Annotated in this window: 19 protein-coding genes and 2 pseudogenes; 13 read left to right on the top strand and 8 right to left on the bottom strand. The window is 67.2% G+C overall.

All coding sequences use genetic code 11. The annotated features are described in order from the left end of the window. Positions 1 to 3 precede the first annotated feature (3 nt). From gcvP to ACNQVK_RS33725, 8 genes are all read left to right on the top strand, one after another. Positions 4 to 2,877, top strand: a complete 2,874-nt coding sequence (gene gcvP, locus ACNQVK_RS33760) for an aminomethyl-transferring glycine dehydrogenase (protein WP_418033103.1) — start codon at positions 4 to 6, stop codon at positions 2,875 to 2,877. Further along, on the top strand, positions 2,874 to 3,986 hold the full coding sequence (gene gcvT, locus ACNQVK_RS33755; protein ID WP_418033102.1) for a glycine cleavage system aminomethyltransferase GcvT: 1,113 nt from the start codon (positions 2,874 to 2,876) through the stop codon (positions 3,984 to 3,986). The genes gcvP and gcvT overlap by 4 nt, the downstream gene beginning before the upstream one ends. Positions 3,987 to 3,997: 11 nt before the next feature. Beyond that, positions 3,998 to 4,396 (top strand): glycine cleavage system protein GcvH, encoded by a 399-nt coding sequence (gene gcvH / locus ACNQVK_RS33750; protein ID WP_418033101.1) that lies wholly within the window; start codon positions 3,998 to 4,000, stop codon positions 4,394 to 4,396. 2 nt (positions 4,397 to 4,398) lie between these two features. Next, positions 4,399 to 5,667, top strand: a complete 1,269-nt coding sequence (glyA, locus tag ACNQVK_RS33745; protein ID WP_418033099.1) for a serine hydroxymethyltransferase — start codon at positions 4,399 to 4,401, stop codon at positions 5,665 to 5,667. A 2-nt stretch (positions 5,668 to 5,669) separates the two neighbouring features. Next, positions 5,670 to 7,055 carry an L-serine ammonia-lyase gene (locus ACNQVK_RS33740; RefSeq protein ID WP_418033098.1) on the top strand — a complete coding sequence of 462 codons (1,386 nt, stop codon included), beginning with the start codon at positions 5,670 to 5,672 and terminating at the stop codon, positions 7,053 to 7,055. A 5-nt stretch (positions 7,056 to 7,060) separates the two neighbouring features. Further along, on the top strand, positions 7,061 to 8,002 hold the full coding sequence (gene lipA / locus ACNQVK_RS33735; protein WP_418033096.1) for a lipoyl synthase: 942 nt from the start codon (positions 7,061 to 7,063) through the stop codon (positions 8,000 to 8,002). Next, entirely contained in the window at positions 7,999 to 9,366 is a 1,368-nt protein-coding gene (lpdA, locus tag ACNQVK_RS33730; protein ID WP_418033095.1) for a dihydrolipoyl dehydrogenase, read from the top strand. Before lipA ends, lpdA begins: the two co-directional genes overlap by 4 nt. An 89-nt stretch (positions 9,367 to 9,455) precedes the next feature. After that, a complete protein-coding gene (locus tag ACNQVK_RS33725) occupies positions 9,456 to 10,958 on the top strand; it encodes a PucR family transcriptional regulator (RefSeq protein ID WP_418033094.1) in 1,503 nt (500 codons plus the stop codon). 6 nt (positions 10,959 to 10,964) lie between these two features. On the opposite strand, the gene ACNQVK_RS33720 is transcribed toward ACNQVK_RS33725, so the two are convergent. Next, positions 10,965 to 12,269, bottom strand: a complete 1,305-nt coding sequence (locus tag ACNQVK_RS33720) for a DUF445 domain-containing protein (RefSeq protein ID WP_418033093.1) — start codon at positions 12,267 to 12,269, stop codon at positions 10,965 to 10,967. A 4-nt stretch (positions 12,270 to 12,273) separates the two neighbouring features. Further along, positions 12,274 to 13,098, bottom strand: a complete 825-nt coding sequence (locus ACNQVK_RS33715) for an Abi-alpha family protein (RefSeq protein WP_418033092.1) — start codon at positions 13,096 to 13,098, stop codon at positions 12,274 to 12,276. 351 nt (positions 13,099 to 13,449) lie between these two features. On the opposite strand from ACNQVK_RS33715, the gene dnaK reads away from it, so the two are divergent. From dnaK to ACNQVK_RS33695, 4 genes and pseudogenes are all read left to right on the top strand, one after another. Continuing rightward, complete coding sequence (gene dnaK / locus ACNQVK_RS33710) at positions 13,450 to 15,312, top strand: molecular chaperone DnaK (RefSeq protein ID WP_211157230.1); 1,863 nt, start codon at positions 13,450 to 13,452, stop codon at positions 15,310 to 15,312. Continuing rightward, positions 15,309 to 15,950 (top strand): nucleotide exchange factor GrpE, encoded by a 642-nt coding sequence (gene grpE / locus ACNQVK_RS33705; RefSeq protein ID WP_044515353.1) that lies wholly within the window; start codon positions 15,309 to 15,311, stop codon positions 15,948 to 15,950. The genes dnaK and grpE overlap by 4 nt, the downstream gene beginning before the upstream one ends. A gap of 40 nt (positions 15,951 to 15,990) precedes the next feature. Continuing rightward, a pseudogene (dnaJ, locus tag ACNQVK_RS33700) lies at positions 15,991 to 17,156 on the top strand (molecular chaperone DnaJ). Further along, a complete protein-coding gene (locus ACNQVK_RS33695) occupies positions 17,153 to 17,527 on the top strand; it encodes a heat shock protein transcriptional repressor HspR (protein WP_418033091.1) in 375 nt (124 codons plus the stop codon). Before dnaJ ends, ACNQVK_RS33695 begins: the two are co-directional and overlap by 4 nt. Here the strand turns inward: ACNQVK_RS33695 and ACNQVK_RS33690 are convergent. The 3 genes and pseudogenes from ACNQVK_RS33690 to ACNQVK_RS33680 all read right to left on the bottom strand — a co-directional run bounded on the left by ACNQVK_RS33690 (position 17,524) and on the right by ACNQVK_RS33680 (position 20,633). After that, positions 17,524 to 18,426 (bottom strand): aldose 1-epimerase, encoded by a 903-nt coding sequence (locus ACNQVK_RS33690; RefSeq protein WP_418033090.1) that lies wholly within the window; start codon positions 18,424 to 18,426, stop codon positions 17,524 to 17,526. The genes ACNQVK_RS33695 and ACNQVK_RS33690 overlap by 4 nt on opposite strands. 18 nt (positions 18,427 to 18,444) lie before the next feature. After that, positions 18,445 to 19,612 (bottom strand): annotated as a pseudogene (locus tag ACNQVK_RS33685) (FAD-binding oxidoreductase). Continuing rightward, positions 19,599 to 20,633: an ABC transporter permease gene (locus ACNQVK_RS33680; RefSeq protein ID WP_418033088.1), complete on the bottom strand. Its 1,035-nt coding sequence runs from the start codon at positions 20,631 to 20,633 to the stop codon at positions 19,599 to 19,601. The pseudogene ACNQVK_RS33685 and the gene ACNQVK_RS33680 overlap by 14 nt, the downstream one beginning before the upstream one ends. A gap of 98 nt (positions 20,634 to 20,731) precedes the next feature. On the opposite strand from ACNQVK_RS33680, the gene ACNQVK_RS33675 reads away from it, so the two are divergent. Beyond that, on the top strand, positions 20,732 to 21,361 hold the full coding sequence (locus ACNQVK_RS33675) for a TetR family transcriptional regulator (RefSeq protein ID WP_418033087.1): 630 nt from the start codon (positions 20,732 to 20,734) through the stop codon (positions 21,359 to 21,361). A gap of 4 nt (positions 21,362 to 21,365) precedes the next feature. Here ACNQVK_RS33675 and ACNQVK_RS33670 read toward each other — a convergent pair whose 3' ends face one another. Genes ACNQVK_RS33670 through ACNQVK_RS33660 form a run of 3 tightly spaced genes read right to left on the bottom strand, consistent with a single transcriptional unit; the run spans position 21,366 to position 23,262 of the window. After that, the gene (locus ACNQVK_RS33670; RefSeq protein ID WP_418033086.1) at positions 21,366 to 21,899 is read right to left on the bottom strand and encodes a hypothetical protein; all 534 of its coding nucleotides are present in this window, start codon (positions 21,897 to 21,899) and stop codon (positions 21,366 to 21,368) included. Between the two features lie 33 nt (positions 21,900 to 21,932). Further along, a complete protein-coding gene (locus ACNQVK_RS33665; protein WP_418033084.1) occupies positions 21,933 to 22,556 on the bottom strand; it encodes a hypothetical protein in 624 nt (207 codons plus the stop codon). A gap of 37 nt (positions 22,557 to 22,593) precedes the next feature. Next, positions 22,594 to 23,262, bottom strand: coding sequence for a GAP family protein (locus ACNQVK_RS33660; RefSeq protein WP_418033082.1), 669 nt, complete (start codon positions 23,260 to 23,262; stop codon positions 22,594 to 22,596). Positions 23,263 to 23,278 lie beyond the last annotated feature (16 nt).

Below are 23,278 nucleotides of genomic sequence, written 5' to 3'. Positions count from 1 at the left end.
CTCATGCCTGAGTGCACCGCAATTGTCCACGACGACAACTCTTTTCGCGACCGACACATCGGCCCTGACCGAGTGGGCGAGCGGCGCATGCTCGATGTTCTCGGATTCGCCAGCACCGATGAGTTGATCGACAGCGCGGTGCCCCGGCAGATCCGCTGCACCGACGGCTTGCGGCTGCCCGCCGCGCGATCCGAACAGCAGGTCCTCGCGGCACTGCGCGAGCTGGCCGACCGCAATCAGCCGCGGATTCAGATGATCGGCCTCGGCTACCACGACACCATCACCCCCGCGGTCCTGCGCCGCAACATGCTCGAGTCGCCGGCCTGGTACACCGCATATACGCCGTACCAGCCGGAGATCTCGCAGGGCAGGCTCGAGGCGCTGCTGACGTTCCAGACGCTGATCGAGGACCTGACGGCGCTGCCGGTCGCCGGTGCGTCGCTGCTGGATGAGGCCACCGCGGTGATGGAGGCGGTGCTGTTGATGCGGCGGGCCAACAAGACGGTGTCGTCCAACCGTGTGGTGCTGGACGCCGATTGCCTGCCGCAGACCCTCGCGGTGGTGCGTGGGCGGGCCGAAGCCGTCGGAGTCGAGGTGGTGGTCGCCGATCTGACCGGGGCACTGCCCGACGGCGACGCCTTCGGCGTCGTCTTCCAGTCCCCGGGCGCCAGCGGAGTGGTGCGTGACCTCGCCCCGCTCGTCGCCGCGGCACACGAGCGCGGCATGCTCACCACGGTCGCCGCCGACCTGCTGGCGCTGACCCTGATCACGGCCCCCGGCGAGCAGGGCGCCGACATCGCGGTGGGCTCGGCGCAGCGGTTCGGTGTGCCGTTGTTCTTCGGCGGTCCCCACGCCGGCTACATGGCGGTGCGGTCCGGTCTGGAGCGCATGCTGCCCGGCCGCCTGGTCGGGGTATCTGTCGATGTGGCAGGCAAGCCCGCCTACCGGCTCGCACTGCAGACCCGCGAGCAGCACATCCGCCGCGACAAGGCGACCAGCAACATCTGCACCGCGCAGGCATTGCTGGCCAACGTCGCAGCCATGTACGCCGCCTACCACGGGCCGGAAGGGTTGCGCGCCATCGCAACCCGCGTCCATGGTCATGCCGTCACCCTGGCCGACGGTCTGCGTGCCGCGGGGCGCGAGATCGCGCACGACTCGTTCTTCGACACCGTGCAGGTGCGGGTCCCTGGCACCGCCCACGAGATCGTGGCGGCCGCGGACCGGGCCGGTATCAACCTTCGTCTGGTCGACGCCGACCGCGTCGGCATCACCTGCGACGAGTGCACCACCGAGGACGTGGTCGGGCGCGTGCTCGAGGTGTTCGGTGCTTCGCCGGTGGCCACCGATCGTCCGTTCGCGCTGCCTGCCGGTCTGCTTCGCACGTCGGAGTACCTGCAGCACCCCGTGTTTCACACGCATCGATCCGAAACCGCGATGTTGCGTTTCCTGCGGGAACTCTCGGACCGGGATCTGGCGCTGGACCGCACCATGATCCCGCTCGGGTCCTGCACCATGAAGCTCAACGCCGCGGCGGAGATGGAACCGATCAGCTGGCCCGGGTTCGCCGGTATCCACCCGTACGCGCCTGCAGAACAGACCGCGGGGTACCTCGAGCTGATCGGCAATCTGGAAACCTGGCTGGCCGAGATCACCGGCTACGACCGGGTTTCGTTGCAGCCCAACGCCGGATCCCAGGGGGAGCTCGCGGGCCTGCTGGCCATCAACGCCTACCACCGGTCCCGCGGCGAGGACCACCGCGACGTCTGCCTCATCCCGCAGTCGGCACACGGCACCAATGCGGCCTCGGCCGTCCTGGCCGGGATGCGCGTGGTCGTCGTGCAGACGGCGGCCAACGGCAACATCGATCACGACGATCTGGAGGCCAAGCTCGCCGCCCACGACGGGCAGGTCGCGGCGATCATGCTCACCTACCCGTCCACTCACGGGGTGTACGAAACCGACGTCCGCACCGTGTGCGATCTCGTCCACCGCGCCGGCGGACAGGTCTACGTCGACGGCGCCAACCTGAACGCTCTTGTGGGACTTGCCAAACCTGGCGAGTTCGGCGGCGATGTGTCACATCTCAACCTGCACAAGACGTTCTGCATCCCGCACGGCGGCGGTGGCCCGGGCGTCGGACCCGTCGCGGTCCGCGCGCACCTGGCCCCGTTCCTGCCCGGTGACCCGCTGCGGGACGGACCGGCGCCGGTATCGGCCGCCAACTACGGTTCGGCCGGCATTCTGCCGATCACCTGGGCATACCTGGCACTGATGGGCCCCGACGGCTTGACCGCGGCAACCAAGACCGCGGTGCTGGGGGCCAATTACCTGGCGACATCGCTGGCCGAGCACTACCCGGTGCTCTACACCGGGGAAACCGGGTTGGTCGCACACGAGTGCATCCTCGATCTGCGCGAGATCACCAAGCGCACCGGAGTGACCGCGGAAGATGTGGCAAAGCGGTTGATCGACTACGGTTTCCACGCCCCGACCCTGTCCTTCCCCGTCAGCGGAACGCTCATGGTGGAGCCCACCGAATCCGAGGACCTGGCCGAACTGGACCGGTTCATCGAAGCCATGATCAGCATCCACGACGAGATCAGCCGGGTCGGCTCGGGAGAGTGGGCGCTCGAGAACAGCCCGCTGCGGCAGGCTCCGCACACCGCCGAGCAGGTCACCGACGCCGAGTGGGTCCTGCCGTACAGCAGGCAGTACGCGGCGTATCCCGTTGCTTCCCTGCGGCTCAACAAGTACTGGCCGCCGGTCCGCCGCATCGACGGCGTGCACGGCGACCGCAACCTCGCCTGCTCGTGCCCTGCGCCAGAGGCATTCCAAACCGACACCGCCGAGATCCTCCAGGAGGTTTTTGCATGACCGACAACCACACCCCGGCCTCACCGCTGCTCGATGAACATCGGGGACTGGGTGCCGCGTTCACCGACTTCGCCGGCTGGGCGATGCCGTTGAAGTACGGCAGTGAACTGGCCGAGCACAAGGCGGTCCGTGAGACGGCCGGGCTGTTCGACCTGTCCCACATGGGCGAAATCGCCATCACCGGACCTCAAGCCGGCGAGGCGCTGGACTTCGCCCTGGTCGGCGAGGCGTCCAAGATCGGCACCGGCCGGGCCAAATACTCGCTCATGTGCGACGCCGATGGCGGCGTGATCGACGATCTGGTCGTCTACCGGCTCGCCGACGACCGCTTCCTGGTGGTCGCCAACGCCGCGAACGCCCCCACGGTGGCACGCGAACTGTCGAGCCGGGCAGCGCAATTCGATGCCGACGTCGACGACCAGTCGACCAGCACCGCGCTGATCGCCGTTCAGGGGCCCGCGGCGGAAGGCATCGTCAGCTCACTGGTGCCCGACGAGCAGCTGGAACTGGTCGCGCATCTCAAGTACTACGCGGTGACCGCGGCACAGGTCGCCGGTATCGATGTGCTGTTGGCGCGCACCGGCTACACCGGCGAGGACGGCTTCGAGCTCTACGTGCCCAACTCGCAGGCGGTGGCGTTGTGGCGGGCCCTGCTGACGGCCACCACCGAGGTCGGTGGGTTGCCCGCGGGCCTGGCCTGCCGCGACACCTTGCGACTCGAGGCCGGAATGGCGCTCTACGGGCACGAACTCACCCGCGAACTCAACCCGTATGCGGCCGGCCTCGGCAAGGTCGTCCGCCTGGGTAAGGAGTTCATCGGACGCGATGCGCTGCAAGGACTTTCCGAGCTGCCGGTCTCCCGGGTCCTGGTCGGGCTGAAGGGAGCGACCCGCCGCGCGGCCCGGGCCGGTTACACCGTCGAGAACACCGACGGGGCCGCGGTGGGAATGGTGACGTCGGGCGCGTTGTCGCCGACCCTTGGCTACCCGATCGCGCTGGCCTACCTCGACACGAGTCTGGCCGAACCCGGAACCGTGGTGCAGGTCGACATCCGCGGCAAGAAAGAACAGTTCGAAATCACCCCGGCGCCGTTCTACCGCCGCAGCTGAAAGGACCCGACATGACCACTCAGACAATCCCCGACGACCGTAGCTACACCGAAGAGCACGAGTGGGTGCTCATCGCACCCGGCGCCGAACTACCGGACACCCCCGTCAAGGTCGGGATCACCTCGGTCGCCGCCGCCGCGCTCGGTGACCTGGTGTACCTCGATCTGCCCGAGGTCGGGTCCACCATCACCGCGGGCGAGACCTGCGGCGAGGTGGAGTCGACCAAGACTGTGTCCGAGCTCTACCCGCCCGTGAGCGGCACCGTCACGGCGGTCAACACCGAAGCCGTCGACGATCCCGCCCTCGTCACGTCCGACCCCTACGGATCCGGCTGGCTGTTCGAGGTGCAGGCGACCGAGGCGGGAAATCTCTTGACCGCAGCCGAATACGCAGAGAAGAGCGAGGCCTAGACATGAGCGTCCTCGACGAACGCCTCGCCGACTTCGACCCCGAGATCTACTCGGCGATCGGCGACGAACTGCACCGCCAGCGGCTGGGCCTGGAGATGATCGCCTCGGAGAACCACGCTCCGCTCGCGGTCATGCAGGCGCAGGGTTCGGTACTGACCAACAAGTACGCCGAAGGGTATCCGGGCCGGCGCTACTACGGCGGCTGCGAGCACATCGACGTGATCGAACGGCTGGCCATCGACCGGGTGAAGTCGTTGTTCGGCGCGGAATTCGCCAATGTGCAACCCCATTCGGGTGCGCAGGCCAACGCCGCGGTCATGCACGCGCTGATCAAACCGGGCGACACCATCCTCGGCCTGTCCCTGGACTGCGGTGGACACCTGACCCACGGCATGCGACTGAACTTCTCCGGAAAGCTGTACAACGTCGCCGCCTACGGGGTGTCCAAGGAGGACTTCCTCGTCGACATGGATGCCGTTGCCGAAGCGGCGCGGGAACATCGGCCGCAGCTGATCATCGGCGGATGGTCGGCGTACCCCCGGCAGCTGGACTTCGCCCGGTTCCGCGAAATCGCCGATGAGGTCGGTGCCTACCTGATGGTCGACATGGCTCACTTCGCGGGCCTGGTCGCCGCGGGTCTGCATCCGTCGCCGGTGCCGCACGCCCACGTCGTGACGTCCACGACCCACAAGACCCTGGGCGGGCCCCGCGGCGGCGTCATCCTCACCAACGAGGCCGACATCGCCAAGAAGATCAACTCCGCGGTGTTCCCCGGACAACAGGGCGGACCGCTGGAGCACGTCATCGCCGCCAAGGCAGTCGGATTCAAGATGGCCGCCGAGCCGGAATTCGCCGAGCGTCAACAGCGGGTCCTGCGTGGTGCCCGGATCCTGGCCGAGCGGCTGAGCCGGCCCGATGTCAAGGACGCGGGCATCACCGTCCTCACCGGCGGCACCGACGTGCACCTGGTGCTGGTGGACCTGCGGAACGCCGCCATCGACGGTCAGCAGGCCGAGGACCGGCTCGACGCGGTCGGTATCACGGTGAACCGCAACGCGGTGCCGTTCGATCCCCGGCCGCCGATGGTCACGTCCGGGTTGCGCATCGGAACCCCGGCGCTGGCCGCCCGCGGATTCGGTGACGAGGAGTTCGCCCGCGTCGCCGACGTGATTGCCGCAGCGCTCATCGCCGAACCCGGGGCCGGCACCGAAGACCTTGCGGCGCAGGTGCGTACGCTGGCCGAACAGTTCCCGCTCTACCCGGGGCTGTAACCATGGCGGTCAGCGTGTTCGACCTGTTCTCGGTGGGGATCGGACCGTCGAGCTCACACACCGTCGGCCCGATGCGGGCGGCCGGCATGTTCGTCGACGAACTCGTCGGTCGTGACATGGTCGATCACGTCGCCGAGGTCACGGTGGATCTGTTCGGCTCGCTGGCAGCGACCGGCGCCGGGCACGGCACCATGCCGGCCATCCTTCTGGGTCTCGAGGGCTACCGGCCCGAGACCATCGAGACCGACGAGATGGAACGTCGGTTGGCCACCATTCGGGCGGACGGGAAGATCCTGCTGGCCGGCCGGATCGTCATCGCGCTGAACGAATCCGACATGCATCTGCTGCCGGGCCGCCAGCTCGCCCAGCACCCGAACGCCATGACACTGGCGGCATTGTCGGCCGGTGGTGACGTGCTCTACCGCGAGACGTACTTCTCGGTCGGGGGCGGCTTCGTCGTCACCGAAAACCCGCCGCCCCGTTGCGAGGCTGCGGGCGCAGCGGCCGACGACTCCTTCCGTTCGGCGGCCGAGCTGCTCGCCCAGACCGAGCGGGACGGGCTGTCGGTGAGCCAGGCGATGATGCGGCAGGAATGCGTGAACCGGCGCGAAGCGGAGGTGCGGGAACGTCTCCTGCACATCCGCGACGTCATGGTCGCCTGCCAGGCCAACGGGATGGCCCGCGACGGCTATCTGCCGGGCAACCTGCAGGTCCGCCGCCGGGCCCAGGACTGGTTCGTTCGGCTCGATGCCGAAGACCCGCAGCGTGATCCGGCCTTCGCCGAGGACTGGGTGAACCTGGTGGCACTCGCGGTCAACGAGGAGAACGCGTCGGGCGGCCGGATCGTGACCGCGCCGACCAACGGTGCGGCCGGGATCATCCCGGCGGTGCTGCACTACGCCTTGCGCTACACCCCGGCAGGAATCGCCGACCCGGACGACACCACCGTCCGCTTCCTGCTGACCGCCGGAGCCATCGGATCGCTGTACAAGGAGCGGGCCTCGATCTCGGGTGCCGAGGTCGGTTGTCAGGGTGAGGTCGGCTCCGCGGCGTCGATGGCTGCCGGTGGCCTGGCCGAAATCCTTGGTGGCACACCGCAACAAGTGGAGAATGCCGCAGAGATCGCCATGGAACACAGCCTCGGACTCACGTGCGATCCGATCGGTGGCCTGGTGCAGATCCCGTGCATCGAACGCAACGCCATCTCGGCGGGCAAGGCGATCAACGCCGCCCGCATGGCGCTGCGCGGTGACGGCACTCACCGGGTGAGCCTGGACCAGGTCATCGAGACTATGCGGGCCACCGGGATGGACATGAGCGCCAAGTACAAGGAGACATCCATGGGTGGGCTGGCAGTCAATGTCTCCGTCAACGTCGTCGAATGCTGAGGGATATGACCGTCACCCCGGAAGGCCGCCGCCTGCTGCGGTTGGAGGTCCGCAACGCGCAGACCCCGGTCGAACGCAAACCGCCCTGGATGAAGACGCAGCTGCGGACCGGGCCCGAATACCGTGAGCTGGCCTCGCTCGTGCAGCGCAACGACCTGCACACGGTGTGTCAGGAAGCAGGCTGCCCCAACATCTTCGAATGCTGGGAAGCCCGCGAGGCGACCTTCCTGATCGGCGGTGACCAATGCACGCGACGCTGCGATTTCTGCCAGATCGCCACCGGCCGCCCCGAGCCGCTGGACCGGGACGAACCCCGGCGGGTGGCCGAATCCGTGGCGCACATGCAGTTGCGCTACGCGACGGTGACCGGGGTGGCGCGCGACGACCTGCCCGACGGCGGCGCGTGGTTGTACGCCGAGACCGTGCGCCAGATCCATGCGGCCTGCCCGGGGACGGGTGTCGAACTGCTCATCCCCGATTTCACCGGAACCCCTGAACAACTCGACGGAGTCTTCGATGCCGCACCGGAAGTGCTTGCGCACAATCTGGAAACGGTGCCGCGGATCTTCCGCCGTATCCGGCCCGGCTTCGACTACGAACGCTCGCTCGGGGTGATCGAGCGGGCCCGCAGCCAAGACCTGATCACGAAGTCGAACCTGATCCTCGGCATGGGGGAGACCATCGAGGAGATCGTGCAGGCCCTGCGGGATCTGCATGCTGCCGGATGCCGGCTGATCACCATCACCCAGTACCTGCGGCCGACGCCGCGGCACCACCCCATCGAACGCTGGGTCACCCCAGAAGAATTCACCGACCTCGACGGCATCGCCCGCGAGATCGGCTTCCTCGGGGTGATGTCCGGCCCGCTGGTGCGTTCGTCCTACCGGGCCGGGTGGCTCTACACCCAGGCGCGTACCGCAATCAAACTTTCAAGGAGCGTTTCGTGAGTGCAGCAGATGTCGCCATCCTCGGCGGCGGCCCCGGCGGGTATGCCGCGGCGATCCGTGCGTCACAGCTCGGGTTGTCTGTCGTCCTGATCGACGAGGCCCAGGTGGGCGGCACCTGCCTGCACCGCGGCTGCATCCCGACCAAGGCGCTGTTGCATGCGGCCGAAGTCGCCGATAGTGCCCGCACCGCAGCTCAATTCGGGGTCAACGTGGCCTTCCACGGCGTCGACCCGGAGAAGCTGCACGGGTTCAAGAACACGGTGGTGGCGCGCCTGCACAAGGGGCTTTCCGGGCTGATCGACACGCTCGGCATCACCGTCGTCAACGGTCGTGGCCGGCTGACCGGGCCCACCACCGTCGAGGTCGACGGCACCACCATCACCGGAAAATCGATCGTGCTGGCCACCGGGTCGGCGCCGAAGCTCCCCGGACTCATCGCGCCTTCCGATCGGGTGCTCACCAGCGACCAGGCCCTGGAACTGGAGACCATCCCCGAATCGGCGATCATCCTCGGCGGCGGCGTGATCGGCGTCGAATTCGCCAGTCTCTGGGCGTCGTTCGGCACCAAGGTGACAATCATCGAAGCACTGCCACGGCTGGTGCCCAACGAGGACGCCGCCATCTCCACCTATCTGGAGCGGTTGTTCCGGCGCCGCCGCATCACCGCCAAGACCGGAGCCAGGCTCACCGCGGTCGCCACCGACCGCGGCGAAGTGCGAGTGACCCTCGAGTCCGGCGACGAGTTGTCCGCCGATGTGCTGCTGGTAGCCGTCGGCCGGTCCCCACGTACCGCCGACCTCGGACTCGCCGAGGCCGGGGTGACACTCGACCGCGGGTTCGTGGTGACCGACGACGCGCTGCGCACGAGCGTGCCGAGCGTGTACGCGATCGGCGACATCGTCGGTGGACTCCAGTTGGCGCACCGGGCATTTCAGCAGGGCATCTTCGTCGCCGAGCAGATCGCCGGGCGCAACCCCGAACCCGTCGCGGACCTCGGTATCCCTCGGGTCACCTACTGCAACCCCGAGATCGCCTCGGTGGGGCTCACCGAGGAGGCCGCGCGGGACCGCTACGGCGACGGCGTGGAAACCGTCACCTACGACCTGGCCGGCAACGGGCGCAGCCAGATCCTCAAGGCGTCCGGGGCGATCAAGCTGGTCGTCGAACCGGCCGGCACGGTGGCGGGCGTACACATGATCGGCCACGGGGTTTCGGAGCTGATCGGTGAAGCCCAGATGCTCTACAACCTGGGCGTCAAGGCCGACGAGGCAGCCCGCTTCGTGCACGCCCACCCCACGCAGAACGAGGCGCTGGGAGAGGCGCTGATGGCTGTGTCCGGAGCACCGCTCCACTTGCACGGGTGACCCCGGGCGCCGCGAGCGACCGCGAAAGTACGCTGGTTACGGCGTGTTGCCGTACAGACACGGTCGCTCGCGGTGAGGAGGGGTGGCATGTGAGCATCACGGTGCGCGAGTTGTTGGACATGCCGCACCTGCAGCTGCGACTGCACTCCGGCAAGGCCGGGTTGGATCGACAGGTGACCTGGACGCACACCTCGGATCTGCCGGAACCATGGCAGTGGGTCAGCGCCGGGGAACTGTTGATGACCAACGGCATGTCGTTCCCGGCGGCCGCAGCCGACCAGGAGAACCTGCTCGAGGAACTGCATCGCGTGGGTGCCAGTGGACTGGCGATCGGCGAGGACATGTTCTGCCCCCGCCTCACCCAACGGTTCACTCGCGCCAGTGAGCGGCTCGAGTTGCCGGTGGTGTGGATCCGTTACCCGATGCCGTTCGTGGCGATCTCGCGCGCGGTAGCCGAGGCCACCCTGCTCGAACAGTCCCAGCGGCTGATGCGGACGGCACGCATCTATGACACGCTGCGCCACTCCACGGCAGGGGATGCCGCACGATCACGTATCGCCGATGCACTGACGAAAGAACTGAAATGCGCGGTGTACGTGTGCGACCGGGTCACCGGGGAGGCGTATCACCCTGACGGCCCGCACCCGCCGGACGACGTGAAGGAGACGGTGCGCACGGCATCGCACGGCACACTGGCCGCCGGGGCGCGATCGGTCCTCACCGCAGGCGGGGTCGAGGTGCTGGTCGGGGAGGTACCGACGCACGACGATGCGGTGCTGGCCGTCATCCGCGAAGGCGGCGCCGCACTCGACGGAGTTCTGATACAGCACGCCGCGACCGTCGTCGCGCTCGAGTTGTCCCAGACCCACCTGGCGCTCGAACACACCCGGCGCACGGGTGCCGAGCTCACCGCGCAGCTCATCGACGGGCGGATGGATCAACGGGTGGGGCGTCGTCAGCTGGTGTCCGCCGGGCTGGATCCGGCGACGTCGATGTTCGTCTCGGCCACGTGTGACGACGAACGGCGGCTGCGGGATCTGCACGTCGCGCTGTGGCGCCGCCGGATTCCCCACGTGTCGGCGTTCCGTTCGGGAGTCTCGCATGCGGTGGTGCCGGGAACCGATGCGGCGGTCGAGGCCATCGCCGCCGCACTCGGCCCGACCGCCAGGGTCGGAGCCGGCCGGGTGATCAAGACCGTGGCCCGTTCGGCGGAGTCCGCCCGCGAGGCGACATGGGCACTGGGCGCCGCGCAGCGGACCGGGGATCGCGTGGTGCGCTACGGCACCGCGACGTCCTGGGTGGGCATGGGCGGTGTCGAGGATGCCCGGGCCATGGTGGAGCGCTGGCTCGGTCCGCTGATCGAGCATGACGCCCAGCACCGCACCGGCCTGGTCGAGACGCTGGAGGCGTTCCTGGACAACCAGCGGTCCTGGCAGCGCACAGCGGCCGCGATGAACGTGCATCGGCAGACCGTGCTGTACCGCGTCCACAAGGTGGAGGAGCTCACCGGGGCCCGCCTGTCCGACACCGCCGACATCGCCCAGCTCTGGCTGGCTCTGCAGTCTCGCGACCTCCTGGCCGGCGGCAAATAGGTCCGGCTAGTGGTGCAGCAGGGCCAGTGCGACGGCCTCGGGGCTGTGGCCGAAGTGCTCGATGACCTGCACCTGGATTTCGCCGACGACGCCGCCGAGGATGGCGCCGACCGCGATCATCGTGGGCTCGTCGTCCTTGAACACCGGCCGCAGAATCGACTCATACTCCTCGTTGGTGAGCTGCCCCATCTTGTCGACGATGGTCTTTTCGAGGTCCAGCGCGCTCATGGCGTAGTCCTGGGCCTCGACCAGCGTGGTGGGGAGCCGTTCGAGCACCATCTTCACCATGTTGTCCTTGAAGGCGTTGTACCGCTGCGTGCCGACGGCGAATTTGACCAGCGGGGTCGCCAGGCCCGTCTGAGCATCGATGGCCGCTTCGACCTCCTTGCCCACCAGCGCGAACAGCTTGTCGGAACCGGGTCCGCGCAGCACGCCGTCGAACAGGATCTCCGGTGAGAACAGGTCCTGGGCCAGGATCCGTGCGTAGTCCGCGGTGATCTTGTCGCGCTCGGCGTGCAGCAATCCCTGGAACGGGATGAAGCCGAGGTACTTCGTCGGCCGCACCGGCCGGAACAGCATGTTGAGCGCGATGTAGTCACTGATGAGGCCGACGCCGAAGCCGAAGGCCGGCATGATCCACGGGTTCTGGAACAACGCCCAGGCGACCATCTGAACCACGCCGATCGCGAGCCCGAAGTAGATTCCGCTGCGGCGGACGAAGGCCATCGCGTTGTCGCCGAGCCCGCGCATCAGTTTGTTGAGCTTGTCCTTGTTCCGGACCAGCGTCGTGACCGCCAGGTACTGGATGTCGACGAACCGGTTGAGGTCCGACCGCATCTCGGTGAGCATCTTCTCGACGATCTTCGGCGTCTGGTCGTGGACGCGCGCCATGATCGCCTTGCGCGCCGCATCGGGCAGTGAATCCCACAGTCCGGGGCGGATCTGCTCGGCGATGTCGCGGGAAATCTCGTCGACTGCCTGGGTCAGCGGCTCGCGCAAGGTGTCGACGGCTTCTCTGGCGTCGACCTTCTCCAGCAGCTCTTCGGGTTTCAGAAGGTTCTGCGTGAGCAGCTCGATGGTCTTCGATCCCACCTTGCCCGCGCGGCGGGGCACGATGCCCTGCCAACCGAACAGGCCGATGCCCTTGAACTCCATCGGCCGGTACAGCATCTCCAGCGCGACGATCTTGGTGCTCCACCCGACGAAGGCGGCGACGAACGGCATGGACAGATAGATCAGCCAATTGACGCCGAAATCTGCCCTGATCTCCTGCCACGTCTGAATCGCGAGAAATGTCTCGCTGCCGCTCATGCGGTTACGAACCGTCCCGTTGGACCGCGGCCTCCCACAGGCCGCGACCCAGGCCCGACAGCGTCAGGGTCAGCTTGTCCACCCGCGCGGTGAGTGGCCCGCGCGATGCGCCCTTGATCGCCCGCAACACCATGGGCTCGGCCATGAGCACCTCGTACTCGGATTTCTGCGACGGATCCTCTGGACCGGTCTCGACCAGACCCAGCGACAGCAGATGGCCGACGTACTGCGGGACCATGGCGGGCAACGCCACATTGGCGGTGCGGCCGATCAGGCAGGCGTTCTCCAGCACGGCCTGCCCCGGCGTCCGGGCCCGTGTCCAGGTGTAGACGTTGACCAATGGCGAAGCCGCACCCTCCGACAGAGCGCCGATGATCCGTGCTTCGTCGGCGACCAGCTGGTCGAGCAGGCGGTGGTAGAGCTCGACCTGGCTGCCCGTGGTGCTCTGGTCCAGGGCGCGGTCCAGCAGCCGGTCCATCTTGTTGTTGAGCGATCGGGCCGTCGGTTCCTCGGGCGTGGCGAGCGTCGCGGGCCTGGGCGCCGATGCCGAATCGATGGCCTCCAGCCGGTTCTTCACCAGGGTGGCCAGCTGTTCCTCGCCCCAGGCGGCCAGCTTCATACTGGTCTTGGCGGCATCGAGCGCGCGGTCGGCGATTCCGAACGGGTCGTAGCGCTTCGGCAGGAGCGGGCGCGGGTTGCGCGGGGTGCGGATGGCGATCGCGATGTCACCGACCGGAGTGGCCCATCTGAATGCCCGGCGCTGGTAGCCGTGCTTGGCCGGCTTGTCCTCGGGCACGTTCGGTTCGGTCGTCGTGATCTCGTCTGCCATCGCCGTTCGATCCCCCTCGAGTGGCTGGTTGCGCCCTGGGGCGACGGTGTGAGCCGGATGTCAAGCCGCGGTCGAGCCGACCGGCGGCATCTGATTATGGGGCACGGTACCCGGTCGGTGCGGGGCCGAGTGCGCCGTACCTGACCGGCAAGAAGGACCTGACCGGCGTTATCACAACCATCCCGAAAGAAATCGCAGGCTCCGGGAACAAATCCTGTGAAACCCCCGTTGACCACTTCGACAGCAAGTTGAGTGAGAGTGACTCAAGTCTGGGTTGACAACCTATGCTCATCCGGAGCAAGCTTGAGCGCAGTCCGCTCAGACCCCATATCTCTAACAGGAGGCAACACCATGGCTCGTGCGGTCGGTATCGACCTCGGGACCACCAACTCATGCGTCGCGGTCCTGGAAGGCGGCGACCCCGTCGTCGTCGCGAACTCCGAGGGCTCCCGGACCACTCCGTCCGTCGTCGCGTTCGCGCGCAACGGCGAGGTGCTGGTCGGTCAGCCCGCCAAGAACCAGGCGGTGACCAACGTCGACCGGACCATCCGTTCGGTCAAGCGTCACATGGGCACCGATTGGACCGTCGAGATCGACGGCAAGAACTACACGGCGCAGGAGATCAGCGCCCGTGTGCTGCAGAAACTGAAGCGCGACGCCGAGGCGTACCTCGGTGAGGACATCACCGACGCCGTCATCACGGTGCCCGCGTACTTCAACGACGCCCAGCGCCAGGCCACCAAGGAAGCCGGCCAGATCGCCGGCCTCAACGTCCTGCGCATCGTCAACGAGCCCACCGCGGCCGCCCTGGCCTACGGACTGGACAAGGGCAGCAAGGAACAGACCATCCTGGTCTTCGACCTCGGTGGCGGCACGTTCGACGTCTCGCTGCTGGAGATCGGCGACGGTGTCGTCGAGGTGCGTGCCACCTCCGGTGACAACCACCTCGGTGGCGACGACTGGGATGACCGGATCGTCGAATGGCTGGTCGACAAGTTCAAGGCCACCAGTGGCATCGACTTGACCAAGGACAAGATGGCCATGCAGCGGCTGCGCGAAGCGGCCGAGAAGGCGAAGATCGAACTCAGCTCCTCGCAGAGCACCTCGATCAACCTGCCCTACATCACCGTCGACGCCGACAAGAACCCGCTGTTCCTCGACGAGCAGCTGACCCGCGCCGAGTTCCAGAAGATCACTCAGGATCTGCTGGACCGCACCCGTCAGCCGTTCCAGTCGGTGATCAAGGATGCCGGCATCTCGGTCGGCGAGATCGACCACGTGGTGCTGGTGGGTGGCTCGACCCGGATGCCCGCCGTGACCGACCTGGTCAAGGAGATGACCGGCGGCAAGGAGCCCAACAAGGGCGTCAACCCCGACGAGGTTGTCGCCGTGGGCGCTGCGCTGCAGGCCGGCGTGCTCAAGGGCGAGGTGAAAGACGTTCTGCTGCTTGACGTCACCCCGCTGTCCCTCGGTATCGAAACCAAGGGTGGCGTGATGACCAAGCTGATCGAGCGCAACACCACCATCCCGACCAAGCGGTCGGAGACCTTCACCACCGCTGACGACAACCAGCCGTCGGTGCAGATCCAGGTCTTCCAGGGTGAGCGCGAAATCGCCGCGCACAACAAGCTGCTCGGCTCCTTCGAGCTGACCGGCATCCCGCCGGCCCCCCGCGGCGTGCCGCAGATCGAGGTCACCTTCGACATCGACGCCAACGGCATCGTGCACGTCACCGCCAAGGACAAGGGCACCGGCAAGGAAAACACGATCAAGATCCAGGAAGGCTCTGGCCTGTCCAAGGAAGAGATCGACCGGATGATCAAGGACGCCGAGGCGCACGCCGACGAGGATCGCAAGCGTCGCGAAGAGGCCGACGTCCGCAACCAGGCCGAGTCGCTGGTCTACCAGACGGAGAAGTTCGTCAAGGAGCAGCGTGAGGCCGAAGGCGGTTCGAAGGTCCCCGAGGACACCTTGACCAAGGTCGACGGCGCGATCGCCGAGGCGAAGTCGGCGCTGGAAGGCTCCGACATCTCCGCGATCAAGGACGCCATGGAGAAGCTCGGTGTCGAGTCCCAGGGTCTGGGCCAGGCGATCTACGAGGCCACCCAGGCTGAGCAGGCCGCCGGTGGATCGGGTGGAGCTGCCGATTCGTCCAATGCGGACGACAACGTGGTGGACGCCGAAGTTGTCGACGATGACCAGGAGACCAAGTGAGCGAGAACGATTCGCACGAGCCGGTGACCATCACCGACAAACGGCGCATCGATCCCGACTCCGGTGAGGTTCGTGAGCAGGCGCCGGCCCCCAGTGGGCCGGCGTCGGCCGCCTCTGCTGCTGGGGAGTCGGCGAGCGATAGCGACGAGGTCGCCGAGCTCAAGGCCACGCTGCAACGCGTGAAGGCCGAATACGACAACTACCGCAAGCGGGCGCTGCGCGATCAGCAGGTGACCGCGGACCGGGCCAAGGCCGGCGTCATCACACCGCTTCTGGGTGTGCTCGACGACCTGGACCGGGCCCGCAGCCATGGTGACCTGGAATCCGGACCGCTCAAGTCGGTCGCCGACAAGCTCGTCGGTGCCCTTGAAGGACAGGGCCTTTCCGGATTCGGCGTGGAGGGTGACGAGTTCGACCCGTCGCTGCACGAGGCCGTGCAGCACGAGGGCGAAGGCACCCATCCCGTGGTCGGGACCGTCATGCGCCGGGGCTACCGGATCGGTGACCAGGTGGTCAGGCACGCCCTCGTCGGCGTGGTCGACACCGTGCCCGAGGCCGAAGCCGGCGCTGATTCCCCGTCGGGGACAGCGGATAACGCTGACGCCGCCGGCGATCAGGCCGCAGAATCAGACAAATAGTCCATCCAACTAGAGAGAAGAGGTAAGGAGGTGGCGCAGCATGGCCCAACGCGAGTGGGTCGAGAAGGACTTCTACAAGGAACTCGGCGTCTCCTCTGACGCCAGCGCCGACGAGATCAAGAAGGCCTACCGGAAACTGGCCTCCGAACTGCATCCCGACCGCAATCCCGATGCGGGAGCGGCGGAGCGGTTCAAGACGGTTTCTGAGGCGAACAGTGTTCTGTCGGACCCCGCGAAGCGCAAGGAGTACGACGAGACCCGTCGGCTGTTCGCCGGGGGCGGGCGTCGGTTCAACCCGGGCGGGAACTTCAGCGGCGGATTCGGTTCCGACGGAGCCGAATTCAACCTGGGAGACCTGTTCGACGCGGCCGGCCAGAGCGGCGGCGCCAACATCGGTGACCTTTTCGGCGGGCTGTTCGGGCGCGGTGCGCAACCGCGGCCGAGCCGGCCTCGCCGGGGTAACGACCTGGAAACCGAAACCGAGCTGTCCTTCTTGGAGGCCACCAAGGGCGTGGCCATGCCGCTACGGCTGACCAGCCCGGCCCCTGCACCAACTGCCATGGCAGCGGTGCGCGGCCGGGCACCAGCCCGAAGGTGTGCCCGAACTGCAACGGCTCCGGTGTGGTCAACCGCAACCAGGGAGCGTTCGGATTCTCCGAGCCCTGCACCGAATGCCGGGGCAGCGGCTCGATCATCGAACACCCCTGCGGCGAATGTCAGGGCACCGGCGTCACCACCCGGACCCGCACCATCAACGTGCGGATCCCACCGGGTGTCGAGGACGGTCAGCGTATTCGGCTGGCCGGCCAGGGCGAAGCCGGGCTGCGGGGTGCGCCGTCGGGCGACCTCTACGTCACCGTGCATGTGCGTCCGGACAAGGTGTTCGGGCGTGACGGCGACGACCTGACGGTCAGCGTTCCGGTCAGCTTCCACGAATTGGCGCTCGGGACAACGCTTTCCGTTCCCACTCTGGACGGCAAGGTCGGTGTGCGCGTGCCCAAGGGCACCTCCGACGGCCGGATCCTGCGGGTGCGCGGACGCGGCGTACCGAAACGCTCCGGCGGCCACGGTGACCTGCTGGTCACGGTGAAGGTCGCGGTGCCGCCCAACCTGGAAGGTGAAGCGGCAGAGGCGCTGGAGGCATATGCGAAAGCCGAACGGGCCAGCGGATTCGATCCGCGGGCCGGATGGGCAGGCAACATATGAGCCAGCGCAAGGACGATGCCCGCACGTTTTTGATCTCGGTGGCCGCCGAGCTGGCCGGTATGCACGCGCAGACCCTGCGCACATACGACCGGCTCGGCCTGGTCAGCCCGCAGCGCAGTTCCGGCGGCGGGCGCCGCTACTCCGAGCGTGACGTCGACCTGCTCCGTGAGGTGCAGCGGTTGTCACAGGACGAGGGCGTCAACCTGGCCGGGATCAAGCGCATCATCGAACTGACCAATCAGGTCGATGCGTTGCGTACGCGGGTTTCCGAGTTGACCCAGCAGGTCGAACAACTCAGCGATCAGCGACGCGACGTTTCTGTGGCGTCCAAAGCGGTCGTGCTGTGGCAGCCGCGTCGAGGCGCGCGCTAGCCGACTCTGATCGAAAAGGTGGCCGTCTCCGGACTTCCGGGGGCGGCCATTTTGTAGTTTCCGCGGCGCAATGCATCGGTCGGTGCGGCCATCGGCTCGATGCCTACCACGTTGTCGCCGAGCGGCGCGAACAGCTGCGCTGCCGAATAGCCCGCGCCGAACCTGACCTCGACCCGATGGCTGCCGCCGGACAGCCGGAACGTCGCGCCCTCTTCGACCGCATCGAATCCGTCGTCGAGTTCGGTGGTCCCCAGCCGTCTCGTCCCGCCCGGCCAGTCCGAGGATTCGCCGGTGGGCAGGCCCCGGTCATCGACGAGCAGGTGCCTCATGGTGGGGGTGTGCAACTGCCAATCCTCACGGGGCACACCGGGAATCGTCACGTAGGGGTGGTAGCCGTAACACAGCGGCACCGACTGCTCGGACGTCGCGGCCACCGTGGTGGACACGGTGAGGGTCCGATCGGCCAGCGTCACCGACATGGTCAGACGGTGCGGGAACGGAAACGTCGCCAGCAGCTTCGGGTGGGTACCCCAATCCAGGTCCGCTCTCAACACGTTCTCGGATTTCTCGATCACCCGCCAGTCCGGATTGGCGGCGAGCACACCGTGCATCGGCGCCCCGTGCGCGTCGGTGCGCACGCCGTCGACCCCGGGTGTCAAGCGGACATTGGTGTCCTCGACGCGGTACTCGTTGGCGCTCAGCCGGTTTGCCCACGGATAGAGGATCGGGATGCCCATCGTCTTGCCGTCGGTGAGGTAGGCCTGCAACCCGCGCCGCTGGCCCAGGTACTCGACTGCACCGTCGGCCAGCGAGGTGCAGATCATCCCCGCGGCCGGAGCATACGTGGCCGTCAGGGATGACGACGGGTCATGCAGGGTGACTGTTCGAACCGCACTCATGGCGCCAGTCTGGCATCCTCAGCGCGTCAGCGGGTCGTGCTGGATCCGCTCGGCCGGAGCGCCTCGCTCGACCAGGGCGGCCTTGGTGGCGGTGACCATGTCCGGTCCACCGCAGATCAGGATCTGCCGATCGCCCCAATTGCCGTACCTGGTCACCACTTCGGCCAGTGTGCCGATTTGGCGCACATGTAGACCGCGCGGCGGCTGGACGTTCGGGTACTGGCCCGCCCACGGGGGATCGGTGCTGTACTCCGACACCGGGGTCACCGACAGCCACGGGTTTGTCGAGGCGATGTGCCACAGCGTCTTCAGGTCGTAGAGGTCGCACGGATAGCGGCCGCCGAAGAACAGGTGCACGCGGGGATTCTCACCGTGCAGCGTCATGTCCATGATGATGTTGCGCAGCGGGGCCAGTCCGGTGCTGCCCGCCACCATCAGCACATCCTCGCCGCCGCGGTCGACGTGCAGCCCGCCGTGCGGGCTGGACATGCGCCAGCGGTCCCCGATCTTGGTCTCGGCGACGATGGCGGTGCTCACCATGCCGCCGGGGACCGACCGGATGTGGAACTCGATGGCTCCGGAGCGATCGGAGGGTACGGCCAGGGCTCAGGTAGCGCCACCGGCGCGGCCATTGAGGAACCTGCACGGTGACGTACTGGCCGGGGTGGTAGAACAGCGCCTGGTCGAGCTGGAGCCGGATCACCGAGACGTCTCGGGTGACCCGGTGGTGCTCGATGACCGTGCCGTCGCAGTACGCGGGGGAGTCCTCGGCATCGGCCGCGCCGCGCATCACCCCGATGACCAGTGCGACGGCATCGCGGGCGGTCTCGGCCAGCCGTTCGTCCCATTCGGGCTCGAGGTGGCGATGCAGCGCGTTGTAGAGCGCCCCCTGCATGGAGTCGTAATGACTCTGCGTCACACCGTATTTGCGGTGATCTCTGCCGAGCTGAGCCAGGAACGCCACCGGCTCCTCGGCGCGCTGGGCGATCAACTCCCCGAACAGCCAGGTCAGGGCGCGGGCAAAGACGTCGCGCTGGCTGTCCATGTCAGGGGGGAACAGATCGCGGGCCGAGAGGTCGGTGGCGAACCACTGGGTGTAGAAGTCGCGGATCAGCGTCGCGGAGCCCTGCTTGGGGTCGACAGCGTTCTGGAGTGTCTCCAGTGCTTGACGGTCATCGAGTCCCACGGAGTCGCAGTCTAGGCGCGGTCGGCCCGGGCCGCCGCAATGCGGCGATGATCACCAGCGTCAGCCCGGCGAGCATCCAGCAACTGAGCACGACGATCGCCATGTCGGCGCCTGCACCGCCGAAGTACGCGGTGGATCGCAGCAGCGTGGCAGTGGCGCCCTGTGGGAGCAGCTGTCCGATCTGGCCCCAGCCGGCCGGCAGCATCTCCGGTGCGGCCATCAACCCGGACAGCGGGTTGCCCAGCAGCAGGGCCAGTGCTGCGCCGATGCCCAGGCCGACCTTGCCGAACAGCGAGCCCAGACCCAGCATGAACAGGCTGGCCGCCGCGATTCCCAACGTCAGGCCTGCGGCCACCCCCCAGAAGTTCGAGTCGATCGAGCCGAGAACGTGTTGGAGCAGCGCCGCGACCGTGACGCCGGCAAGCGCGGAGAACACGAGGGTGGCAGTCAGCCGGGTCCACACCTCGCGCTTCAACGCCAGCACCAGTGCGATGGCAGGCAGCATCCCGGCCATGGTGATCGGCAGCGCGGAGGCGGCCAATCCGGTCCCGCGCGGATCCCGGCTGGTCGGCGGGGCCAGGTCCTCGGTGTGCAGGTTGACGCCGGAATTCGCGGCGATGCCGTTGCCGATCTGGGTGAGCAATTGCGCGACGGCGGGGCTGCCCCCGGTTGCCGTCAGCAGGGACGGCCCCTGCGGGCCGAAAGCTATGCCGCCATAGACGTTTCGGTTGAGGATCGCCTCACGTAGGGCGTCTTCGCCGGGGTAGTAGGTCACCGAGAATGCGTCCGGGGCCTGCTGTTGGAGGCGCTCGGCGATCTGGCTGGTCGCGGCCTGGGGCCCCGCGACGCCGATCGGGACATCGTGCGGCTTGGAACGTGACGCCGGCAAGGCGAACGCGATGGCCACGATGGCGATCGCGATGGTCAACACGGCGACGATGCCCGCGGCGCGCAGTGCGGCGGGCGGTTCGTGGTCGGGTGCTGCGTGGTGGGTGGGCGCGGCGGTCTGTGTCGAGAGCATGCTCCCTCTTTTCATCCAGTGTTGAATTAATCGGTTGAGGTGAGGGTAGGCCTGATGAGTCCAGTTTTCAACAGTCATTGAAATGATAGTGTCGATGTATGGCTTCACCTGGGAAAACTGCTACGCGGCGCGGGCGCCGCCAGGGCGACCCGGTCTCCCGTGACGCTGTGCTGGCGGCGGCCAAGCAGCGCTTCGCGGCCGAGGGATACGAGAAGACGACGCTGCGGTCCATTGCCTCGGACGCGCAAGTAGATGCATCGATGGTGCTCTACCTGTTCGGGTCGAAGGCCGATCTCTTCCGGGAATCGCTGCGGCTGATCCTGGACCCCGACGCACTGGTGGCTGCCCTGGAAGGGCCGGCCGAGAAGATCGGCGAGCGCATGGTGCGCGTCTACCTGAAGATGTGGGAATCGCCGGACACGGCAGCCAGCATGCGGGTCATGCTGCAGTCGGCAACATCGAATTCCGATGCGCACGTGGCATTTCGAACGTTCATGCAGGACTACGTGCTCGCGGCGGTGTCAGGCGTGCTGGGCGGTGGCGACCAGGCTCGGTTGCGGGCCATGCTCGCCGCATCGAGCCTGGTGGGCACCGCGATGCTGCGTTACGTGATGGCAGTCCCGCCGATGGCGACGCTCGACGGCGAAGACGTCGTGAGATTGCTCGCGCCGACGGTGACCCGCTACCTCACCGCCGATGCGGCCGAGCTGGGGCTGCCTGACCTGTAGGCGGTCAGTGCGCCTGGCCGGAGTGCCGCGCGATGAGCGCGAGTTCGGCCTCACCGGCCTGTTCGGGGGTGGCGAACGGCATGTTGGTCTCCACGAAGTCGCGGGCCTCTCGCAACTCCATCCCCTGCTCGAGGAGCATGTTCACCACGCCGACGTGCACCACTGCCGTCGCCTTCGTGGCGGCGACGCCGGCCACGATCCGGATCTCGTCGGCCAGTTGTGCCTCGGTCAGGGTGGTTACCCTCGGGTCCAGGTCCACCTGGGCGACGGAGCCGTTGAGATAGGCCGTGACGGCGACCGTGCCCGGCGGGTTGACGGCCTGGACCACCGGGATCTGTTCCTCGTCTTCGGCGTGGGGTTCGGCGTCGAAGGTGTCGAAGTCGTCGGCCTCGTCCTCGTCGACATCGTCGGGCGCGTAGTCCGGCAGGGCATCGAGACCGGATACATCGTCATCGAGCACTGGGGTGTCGAAATCCAGTGCGTCGAGACCGTTGCCGTCGTCGGCATCGTCCCAATCGTCGGGACCGTGAGGCGTCATGTGTCATTCCCTTGCGGCGGACGGCTGTCTTGCTCAACTGCCTTCGAACTGATTCCGGCCCAGAGTATCTACGAAGGTAGGGCCGCGGTGTTCGAGCTCGGCCAGATATTCGCCGGCCCAGGTGCCGAATGGCCGGTGCGCCAGGTATTCATTGCGGAACCGGTCGTCCTCTGACACCTCGGAAACGCAGAATGACGGAATTGCCAGATCGACCACGGGGCCGCCCCGCTCCACCTCGGAGAGCAGTAGCGGTGCATTTCCGCCGAGGAACCGATCGACGATCCAGCCGTCCTCGCCCAGCCATGTCGAGTAACGGACCTTGGCGATCACGAATTCGGACCGGCGCACAATCTGTGCCGCGACCAATGGATCGAGTTCGCGTTCGGCTTCATAGCGGGTACCTCCGACGGCGGGACCCTTGGCTGTCATGGTCCCCAGCGATTCCTCGCCCAATGCCTCCACGAGCTCGGCGGGAGTGGCATCCAATTCCGCTGGAGCCGACCCCTGTACCCGGACGCGCACCGCATATCCGTCGGACGCGAACAGATAAGCCTGCACGATGAGGGCGGGCGTGGGATCTGATGCCGCCACCGCGGGCAATTCGCGGACAAAGAACTTCCGCTCGAATTCGAAATCACCGAAACCGGATTCGGACATGCGCATACCGTAGCCCGGTCTGCGCCGAAAGCGTCGCCTATAGGGCGTGAATTCCCTTGTAGAGCACGAGAAGGCCGATCACGACGAGAATTCCCGCGACCAGCACCGCATGCTGGCGTTCCATCCATTCCTTGAGCCGGGCCAGCGCGGGATCGAGACGATCACCCGATACCGCGTAGGCGAGTATCGGCAGAGCCACGGTCGACCCCGCGAACGCCACGAAATACAGCCCTGCCGCCCAGACGCCCGGCTGACCGAGGCCGGCGCTGCCGATCGCCAAACCTGCTGCCACGCAGATGAACAGCACCTTGGGGTTCACCACGGTGAGCGCCAGGCCGGCCGCACCCGCCCTGGCCGGCGTGAGCTTGCTCAGGCTGGCCATCCACTTGGGGCTGTGCTCTGACTGTGCCCGGGTGAGAAAGCGGTAAACACCGAAGACGACCAGTGCGACGCCCACCACGATGCGCAACCACGACGCCCACGTCGGTGGTTCGTCGAGCCTGCCGAACAGGCCGGAGACGCCGACGAAGATCGCCGTCAGCGCGGCCAGGCCGAGAAACCACCCGGCGAGAAACGACAGGCCCGCCGGCCGGGGGCGCGGTGTGTGCAGTACCAGGACCGCCGGAATGATCGACAGCGGTGACAGCGCCACCACCAGTGCCAGCGGGATGAGTTCGGCGAGAACCGAGCCCCAGCTTTCCGTCATGAGCAAAACCTAGCAA

This window comes from Mycobacterium sp. 134 (assembly GCF_048282715.1).
GTDB classification, from domain to species: Bacteria; Actinomycetota; Actinomycetes; order Mycobacteriales; family Mycobacteriaceae; genus Mycobacterium; species Mycobacterium septicum.
This window is presented reverse-complemented; position numbering and strand designations above follow the sequence as displayed.